Genomic DNA, 9,134 nt, shown 5'->3' on the forward strand with positions numbered 1-9,134 from the left:
ACTCAACCACTGCGTCTTGATCGACAATTAAGAGGCTAGGACTTTTGTCCCAGCCTCTTTTCTTTGAATTTTTCCTTGTTTTTCAGGCATCCAACATTCCAGCCTGCAGCTGGTACATTTTCTTATACGTCCCATTTTGCGCTAGAAGCTCTTCATGGCTACCAGACTCAATGATGCGCCCTTTATCTAAAACGTAGATGCAATTGGCATCCTGAATCGTAGACAGCCGATGAGCAATGGCAATAGTCGTTCTGCCCTGCCGCATTTTCCGAAGAGAATGCTGGATCAGCTCCTCAGTTTCCGAATCGATATTGGCAGTGGCTTCGTCCAAAATCAAGATTTTAGGCTTGGATGCGATGGTTCTGGCAAAGGCCAAAAGCTGTCGTTGGCCACTAGAAAAGGTGGAGCCACGCTCAGTAACCGGACTATCATAGCCCTGAGCTAGCTGGCTGATAAAGTCATGGGCATCCACAAAGCGAGCTGCTTCTTCGACCTCTGCTCGCGATAGATTTTCCTGATACATACGGATATTGGAGGCAATGGTGCCATGGTAGAGGAAGGGATCCTGCAAAACAAGACCAATATTTCGTCGTAATTCTGCTTGACTATAGTCTCTGATATCTCTGCCATCAATAAGAATTTTGCCTTTCTCAAATTCATAAAAGCGCAGGAAAAGGTTGATAATGGAGGATTTTCCCGACCCCGTTGATCCGACAAAAGCAATCGTCTCACCTTGCTTGACGCTAAAAGAAATATCCTTTAGAATCTCCCGCTTTCCGTCATAGGAGAAGGTCACGTGCTGAAAGTCAATATTGCCCGCCTGAATCTCAGGTCCCTCTTCTGCTTGCTCAGGCTCAAAGTCTCGACGATCCATGAGTTCAAAAACGCGCTCTGCAGCCACCATGGATGTCTGAAGAACAGAGTAATTTTGCATGACATCAATCAGGGGATTGAAAAGCTGATTGACATACTGGATAAAAGCATACATGACACCAGCAGTCACTCCAGCTACTTGCCAACTCAAGCCAAAATAAGTCAGAATAAGGGCATAAGCCAAGATTTTCAGCAAGGACATAGCTGGGCGCAGAAAGAGGCTGTTCACATTCAGATAGCGATTACTAAAGTCTAGGTGTTCTCCATTGATTGCTTCAAATTCTTCGATTAGCCGCTTTTCCTGACCAAAAGCTTGGATGATCCGCATCCCTTCAATACTCTCAGAAAGTTTGACATTGAGGTCGCTCAGTCTGGCTCGGACTTGCTTGAGCAAGCGATTGGACAGCCGCTGATACAAGATAATCGAGCCAAGCATGATGGGCAAAAAGAGGACAATCAGCAGAGTCAGCCGCCAATTCAGAGCCAGCATGGTTGCAATTGTCACTACCAAGATAAGTATAGAGCTAAGGAAATTTGAAAAAATACTGCTAAACATATCAGCCACTGACTGGGTATCGTTGGTCAAGCGGGAAACGATAGCCCCTGCTGCAGTCTGGTCAAAGTAAGCCATACATAATTGCTGCATATTCGCAAGAGTTTCCTGCCGGAGATCGCGGACAATGCTATAAGCCACCCGTGCAAAGGCATACTGCCCCAGAAAAGTAAGGAGCACCCGCAAAAGAAAGAGACCATAGTAAATTCCCAGCAAATAGAGACCACTTGAGGCTGCTTCTCGGCTGACAAACTGGTCAATATAAGACCGAGCCAAGAGCGGCAAGGCCGTTGTCACCAGAGTTGTCGCAAAAATAAAGACTAGAGCCAGGAGACTAATCCATTTGTAGCGCCACATATAATCTAGAAGGCGTCTAAAAGTTGATTGTTTTGTCATTTTGCAGACTCCTCCTCAAAGCGTTCATATAGTTGTTGATTTTGATAGGTTTGAGCATACCAGCCCTGTGCTGCTAGAAGTTCTTGGTGACTGCCTCGCTCCTTAATACGGCCATTCTCCAACACTAGAATCAAATCCGCATGGACAATGGCTGACAGACGATGGGCAGTGATAATGGTCGTCTTACCAGCTCGTTCCTGCTTGAGATTTTCTAAAATCATATGTTCGGTCTTGGCATCCACTGCTGACAAGGAATCATCCAAAATCAAAATTTCTGGATTGATGATGAGGGCTCTGCTCATAGCCAAACGCTGCTTTTGACCACCAGAAAGCGAGACGCCCCGCTCACCAAGCAACGTATCCAAACCATCCGGCATAGCCTTAATATCCTCATAAACACCACAAAGCTGGGCTGCTCGGATAACTTGCTCATCTGACAGTTGTGGATTGGCAAAGCGGATATTGTTCCGAATGGATAGAGCAAAAAGAATCTGATCCTGAGGCACATAACCAATCAGACTGCGCATATCCTTAAGAGCATACTCTCGGATGTCGTGCCCATTCAGATAAATTGCTCCTTGCTGAATATCCTGCTCCCGCAGCAAAAGGCGTAGCAAGGTGGTCTTCCCAGATCCAGTCGGCCCAACAATCCCCAAGGTCTGCCCTTTGTCTAATGTAAAGTGAATATCCTTTAACGTCACTTCGTTCTCATAGGCAAAGTAATCTATTTCATAGTCCAGTCGACCATTTTGAATACTGGCAAGTGGCTGCTGGGCTTCCTCGACATCCGACTCCTCAGCCAGCAAGTTCTCAATTCGTTCATAGGAAACAGCTCCCCGCTGGCTGATATTCACTAGGTAACCCATCGCTTGCAGCGGCCACACTAGCATATCCAGATAAGTCATAAAGGTAACCAGCTCACCGACTGTAAATTGACCTTGGGAGATAAACATTCCCCCAAAAATCAGGGTCAGAACATAGGATAAGCCGACAAAAATAAGCACCATGGGGTCAAACAGAGAATTGTACTTGGCAGCTAAAATATTCTTTTGATAGACTTCTTGGTTGATTGCTGCAAAGGACTGAGTCTCCGCATTCTGATAGCCAAAAGACTTAGTCACTTTAATCCCCGCTACGCTTTCCTGAACTTTATTGTTGAGATCTGAAAAGGCCTCCTGAGCCGCTTTAAAGCTCTCGTGGTTCTTCCGACCAATCAAGCTGGTTCCCCAGGATAGAAAGGGCAGAGGGAGAATAGCAATCAGGGTCAGTCGCCAGTCCAAGACCAAAAACATGGTGATGAGGGTCACCAAGGCTGTAATAGAAGCATCTACCGCTGACATAACACCACCGCCAGCCACGCTAACCACCGCATTGATATCATTAGTTGCATGAGCCATGAGGTCACCCGTTCGGTATTTTTGATAAAAACTTGGCGACATCCGCGTAAAATGCTCAAAAAGCCGAAAGCGTAAGATGCGCCCCAGATTATTTGCCGTGCCAAAGATATAGAGCCGCCAGACATAACGCAAACCATACATAATAAAAGCAGCCAAAATCAAAAGGAGAAGATTATAAGCAAGTTCTCCAGCAGTCAGACTCCGTCTAGCAATCTGGTCAATAACCTGCCCAATGACCCGTGGCGGAATCAGATTAAACACACTGACCAGAGACAAGGCTAAGATGCCGATCATATAACGCCGCTTTTCCAGTTTAAAAAACCAGTCTAGTTTTCTGATTAGATTCATTTCGTTTCCTCATTCCAAACAAAGGACGGACAGCCCTTAATCCGACTGTCCGTTTCTCACTATCTCTATTATACGCTATTTCATCTAAAAATGAAACTCAGGCAAACTATGCTCATCTTTTCTTAGTCAGGACAAAACTGGTGTCCAACAAATCAAAAAGTTGCTGATCCGACAAGGTCCCATCCAAGGGAAGACTGAGCCAGTATTTTTTATTCATATGAAAGGCGGGATAAATTCCCTTTTGCTGAATAAGTTCCGCAACTCGGTCACTCTTGACATTTAGAACCTCAATCAGACCACTGCGCTCCTTTTCAAACTTGGACCAGTCAGTCGTCAAAAAAGCTCCGTACCATTTCTTGCTATCCTGATGGCGAAAAACAGCGGCCCCATTAGAGCTTTTACGAGAAGAATTTTCCCAAAGATATTCCAACTGCCCCTGATAAGTAGTCGCCACATAGCTACTCAGTCGCTGACTTTGCTCATAAAGAAAGCCTACTTTCTCAAAGCAATGCTGCCGAATGTACAGCAGAACCTCCTGACAGGCCGCCCTGACTTGACCGACAAATTCTCCAGTCATACTTTCCATCTTGACCTGACGATACTCATCACCTGTATCCAAGTCAAACACCTGAAAATTCAGCTTTCCATCGGAAATCAGCACATTCATCTGGAAGTCACCAGCCATAATCTTGGTCGAATAGCTGTATTCTGCACCAGACCTGACAAAGCCATAATCCAGCAAATTTTCTTCCTTCAGCCTGTATTTTTCAAATAAATCCAACATGAACTTGCCTACTAAAATACTACTTTGGTGCCGTGCAATTGATCAACACCTAAGCTGTCGGCAATCTCAGCACGATTGTCTAGATTAATTCCACCACCAGGTAAAATTTCTATCCGCCCTGCCGCATGCTCAATCAATTCATCCAGCCAAGCCAAATGCTCTAGAATGGACTCTGACGCTGGCCCGCCATGAGTCAAAATCCGCTTAACTCCATGTTCAACCAGCCAGTCTAACTCTCCAAACTGATATTCAGCAGGAATCGCATCAAAAGCCATATGGAAGACCACATCCAGCCCCTGAGCCGCTTCAAGCAGTCGCTCCATCTTTGGATAATCAATCTCGTTATTTTCCGTTAAAACACCAAAGACGAGGCCATGGCTCCCCGCCTCACGTGCCTTCTGAATGTCCGAGAGCATTATCTCGATTTCCATATCTGAATAGACAAAATTCCCACCACGAGGTCGAATCATGGTCATCACGGTCGCATCATAAGGCTGAACCATTCGTACTGCAGCCTCAATGACACCGTAGCTAGGCGTTGTTCCACCAACTGATAGGTTATCACACAGCTCAACCCGCTTCGCTCCAGCCTTTAAAGCCTTGTCTAGTAAGGTGACATTCTCTGCACAAAATTCATAAATCATGGCACTACCTCTTATTTACTATATTGATTTTCTACTTTTTATTATATCACAAAATTTCTTTTAAAATGCACCCCTAGCATATTTGCCACCGCTTTTCTCAACCATTTTATATTAATAGACTTGCAAAAAATCCTATTCTTCAATCTTACAAGCCTGATTTTCACCTATTTCCATTACGTTTATATTCTAAGCCTTTTCAACTAGAGAAATGGTGAGTTACAGATGTCTTTTGTTCAAGATTGTGCTAAAATAGACTTAATCTATGAAAACAAGGAGCTTTTATGAAATACCCTAATCTTTTAGATCGTTTCCTGACCTATGTCAAAGTTAACACACGCTCAGACGAAACGTCTACTACTACACCCAGTACCCAGAGTCAGGTGGACTTTGCTAACAATATCCTCATTCCTGAGATGAAGCGAGTTGGCTTGGAAAATGTCTACTACCTGCCCAACGGCTTTGCGATTGGAACTCTGCCAGCCAACGACCCTAGCTTTACCCGCAAGATTGGCTTTATTTCCCACATGGATACGGCGGACTTCAACGCAGAAAACATCCAGCCGCAGGTCATTGAGAATTATGATGGCGGTGTGATTCCGCTTGGTCAATCTGGCTTTAACTTAGATCCTGCAGACTTCGCCAGTCTCCATAAATACAAGGGCCAAACACTGATTACAACTGATGGAACCACCCTTCTGGGCGCAGACGACAAGTCAGGTATTGCTGAAATCATGACTGCTATCGAATACCTGTCTGCCCATCCAGAAATCAAGCATGGAGAAATCCGAGTGGGATTTGGACCAGATGAGGAAATCGGTATCGGAGCTGATAAGTTTGACGCGGAAGACTTCGACGTAGACTTTGCTTACACAGTAGATGGCGGCCCTCTAGGAGAACTCCAGTATGAAACCTTTAGCGCTGCTAGCGCAGAATTGACCTTCCAAGGTCGCAATGTCCATCCAGGAACTGCTAAGGACCAGATGGTCAATGCACTTCAGCTGGCTATTGACTTCCACAACCAGCTGCCAGAAGCTGATCGACCAGAGAAAACCGAGGGCTACCAAGGCTTCTACCACCTGATGAACCTGACCGGTACTGTCGAAGAAGCCCAAGCCAGCTACATTGTCCGCGACTTTGAGACAGAAGCTTTTGAAAATCGCAAAGCTGCTATGCAGGCTATTGCTGATAAGATGAACCAAGAGCTGGGTAGCGAACGCGTCATCTTGACCCTCAAAGACCAGTATTACAACATGAAGCAGGTCATTGAAAAGGACATGACACCGATCAATATCGCCAAAGCAGTCATGGAAAGTTTGGATATCCAGCCAATTATCGAGCCTATTCGTGGCGGAACTGATGGCTCTAAAATTTCCTTTATGGGCATCCCGACACCGAACCTCTTCGCCGGTGGTGAAAATATGCACGGCCGCTTTGAATATGTCAGCCTAGAAACCATGGAACGCGCTGTCGATACCATCATTGGCATCGTCTCTTATCAAGAATAAATAAAAAACAGAAATTCATAACGAATTTCTGTTTTTTTGACTTTTAAAACTGAAAGTTAAGCTAACACCAACTGCTCCAAGAGCAAAAAAGGAGAAGACCAATTGGTCCTCTCCAAAGTTTAGCATGTATCAGGCCGTTATAGTCGACAAAAAACCGTATCGGCAGATTCAATTAAGCTTCTGTACCGTTAATGACTTCTATAATCTTCTCAATAATCTCATTATCTAGATATTGTTCAAATTGAGGCAAGTATTCATAATAGTTCTTATAAGTATCGGCCTGTCCTGCCATAATCAAAGCTCTGAAGCCTTGGTAGGCAACTTCAAAATTCCCTATTTTGACACCATTTTCTAACAATTCAAATGGAATCCAATAGTCATAAACCCTGTTCCAGCTGAAAAGACTATCCGGATTCAATTCTAAATCCTTAGCCATATAAGCATAAGCAAAAGCAATGTGATGCTGCCCTGCTTCTCTATATAATTTGGCTAATTGAGACCATGCTTCAGCGCGATTAGGGTTAATCTGGATAGCTTTTTCCAAATACTCTCGTCCTTCAAGAGCTTTCCCTTCATTTTCATAAATTTGCGCTATTTCTAGACAAGAATAATAAGCTTCCTCTGACCATCCATCCGTCATAACTGCACGTTTTTTGAACCAAGACAAGGCCTCCTGGTATAAACCTGCATCACGATAAGATCTCGCGCAATAAAAGGTATATCTAGGCTCTAAATCAGGGTCTTGATTATTATAAACAGCATTTGCAAGTACAGTTGCATCATGATAATATTTATCATCGTCTAGACTTCGTGCGCCTCTTGTTCTTGCAATGACTGAATAGGGTCCTACAAGATTTCCATAACTGGCACCTTCAGGCAATTCAATAAATTCATGCACAACTCCTCGCCAATAAATTTCTGGATTATTTTTAACAAGAGCTACACGACGAAATGAAAGAACTCCACTCTCATCTGAAAAATTGAGATAATAGGCATCTGCTTCAAGATCAGTAGAAATTTTTAAACTACCTTCAACGAAATCATCTGCATCAAAGATTAGAATATAGTCTCCCTTTCCTCTTGCATAATTTAGGGCTAAATTTCTATTATGTGCAAAGTTTTGCCATTCATCTTTGTGCAATTCTCCTGGAATTCCCACCTCACTAAAAAAGTTCAAGATAAGGTTTTCCGTTCCATCTGTGGAGCCAGTGTCAGAAATGACCCAGTAGTCAAATGTGATTGAATTGACCAAATTTTGGAGTGTTTCCAAAATTATATGGGCTTCATTTTTTACAATCATATTCAATACAATTGATGACATTCAATTCCTCCAAAACATTAATACAACAAAACTAGAGGCTAGTAGAATTTTAATAATCCTAATAGCCTCTGTTTTACTCTAAACTTGATATTGCTTAAATTTTATAAAGAGAATATCTTAGAGTTCTTCTTCTTTTCGCTTAGAAACACCTAAGGCAGCTAGAAGTGCAGCTGATAGAAGTCCTGCGCCTACCACACCTACTTCATGGTTGCTATTGTCACCAGTCTTAGGAAGGGTTCCTGACTTAGCTACTACTTTGGTTGTTCCTGCAGGTTTTGTTGGCTTAGCTGGAACTGTTGGAGCTGTTGGAACTACTGGTTTTATTGGATTAGTAGGACCGGTTGGGCCGGTTGGACCTGTAGGACCAGTTGGGCCCGTTGGACCAGTTGGGCCTGTAGGACCGGTTGGACCGGTTGGACCGGTTGGACCTGTAGGACCAGTTGGACCTGTAGGACCAGTTGGGCCGGTTGGACCTGTAGGGCCGGTTGGACCTGTAGGGCCGGTTGGACCGGTTGGACCGGTTGGACCGGTTGGACCTGTAGGGCCGGTTGGACCAGTTGGACCGGTTACACCCTTGCCATCTTTACCGTCCTTACCATCTTTACCATCTTTTCCGTCTTTGCCGTCCTTACCATCTTTACCATTTCTGATAATTGTAGAAGATGTTACTTCATCAGAATCAACCTTACCATTGTTATTCTTATCAATTCCAACAAGAATAGTAACACTACCATCTTCATTTTCAACGAGAGTTACAAGTGAGCTTTGACCATCTTTTCCGTCTTTGCCGTCCTTGCCATCTTTTCCGTCTTTGCCATCTTTAACGATAGTAGCAGAGGTTACTTCATCTGAATCAAGCTTACCATTGCCATTTGTATCAAAACCAATCTTAATGGTGTGTGTTCCATTTTGGTTATCAACTACTTCTGCTAATGGTGTCTTACCATCTTTTCCGTCTTTGACGATAGTCGTTGACGTTACTTCACTTGGATCAAGTTTACCGTCGCCGTTCTTATCAAGACCGACCTTAACAGTGTGCGTACCGTCGTTGTTGTTAACTACTTCAGTTAATGATGATTTACCATCTTTACCATCTTTACCATCCGCACCAGTCGCTCCTGTAGCACCAGTTGCGCCATCTTTCACGATAGTCGTTGACGTTACCTCACTTGGATCAAGCTTACCGTCGCCATTCTTATCGATACCGACCTTAACAGTGTGCGTACCATCGTTGTTGTTAACTACTTCAGTTAATGAGGATTTACCATCTTTTCCATCTGCACCAGTTGCACCGGTCGCTCCTGTAGCGCCAG

General features: G+C 44.1%; 7 protein-coding genes. 1 reads left to right on the forward strand and 6 read right to left on the reverse strand.

Going from position 1 to position 9,134, the window contains the following annotated elements:
• Positions 1-82 precede the first annotated feature (82 nt).
• From Q0191_RS04625 to Q0191_RS04640, 4 genes are all read right to left on the reverse strand, one after another.
• Entirely contained in the window at positions 83-1,822 is a 1,740-nt protein-coding gene (locus Q0191_RS04625; RefSeq protein ID WP_297664239.1) for an ABC transporter ATP-binding protein, read from the reverse strand.
• A complete protein-coding gene (locus Q0191_RS04630) occupies positions 1,819-3,567 on the reverse strand; it encodes an ABC transporter ATP-binding protein (RefSeq protein WP_297664241.1) in 1,749 nt (582 codons plus the stop codon). The genes Q0191_RS04625 and Q0191_RS04630 overlap by 4 nt, the downstream gene beginning before the upstream one ends.
• A gap of 112 nt (positions 3,568-3,679) precedes the next feature.
• Positions 3,680-4,351 carry an MmcQ/YjbR family DNA-binding protein gene (locus tag Q0191_RS04635; RefSeq protein ID WP_297664242.1) on the reverse strand — a complete coding sequence of 224 codons (672 nt, stop codon included), beginning with the start codon at positions 4,349-4,351 and terminating at the stop codon, positions 3,680-3,682.
• An 11-nt stretch (positions 4,352-4,362) separates the two neighbouring features.
• On the reverse strand, positions 4,363-4,995 hold the full coding sequence (locus Q0191_RS04640; protein WP_297664244.1) for a copper homeostasis protein CutC: 633 nt from the start codon (positions 4,993-4,995) through the stop codon (positions 4,363-4,365).
• 281 nt (positions 4,996-5,276) lie between these two features.
• Between Q0191_RS04640 and pepT the strand changes: the two genes are divergently transcribed.
• A complete protein-coding gene (gene pepT / locus Q0191_RS04645) occupies positions 5,277-6,500 on the forward strand; it encodes a peptidase T (protein WP_297664246.1) in 1,224 nt (407 codons plus the stop codon).
• A 172-nt stretch (positions 6,501-6,672) separates the two neighbouring features.
• On the opposite strand, the gene Q0191_RS04650 is transcribed toward pepT, so the two are convergent.
• Together Q0191_RS04650 and Q0191_RS04655 are read right to left on the reverse strand one after the other, a co-directional pair.
• Entirely contained in the window at positions 6,673-7,821 is a 1,149-nt protein-coding gene (locus tag Q0191_RS04650; protein WP_125371397.1) for a glycosyltransferase, read from the reverse strand.
• A 117-nt stretch (positions 7,822-7,938) separates the two neighbouring features.
• The coding region (locus Q0191_RS04655; RefSeq protein ID WP_297664249.1) for an LPXTG cell wall anchor domain-containing protein at positions 7,939-9,134 on the reverse strand (1,196 nt) is incomplete at its 5' end.

The organism is uncultured Streptococcus sp. (assembly GCF_938036805.1).
Lineage (GTDB): Bacteria > Bacillota > Bacilli > Lactobacillales > Streptococcaceae > Streptococcus.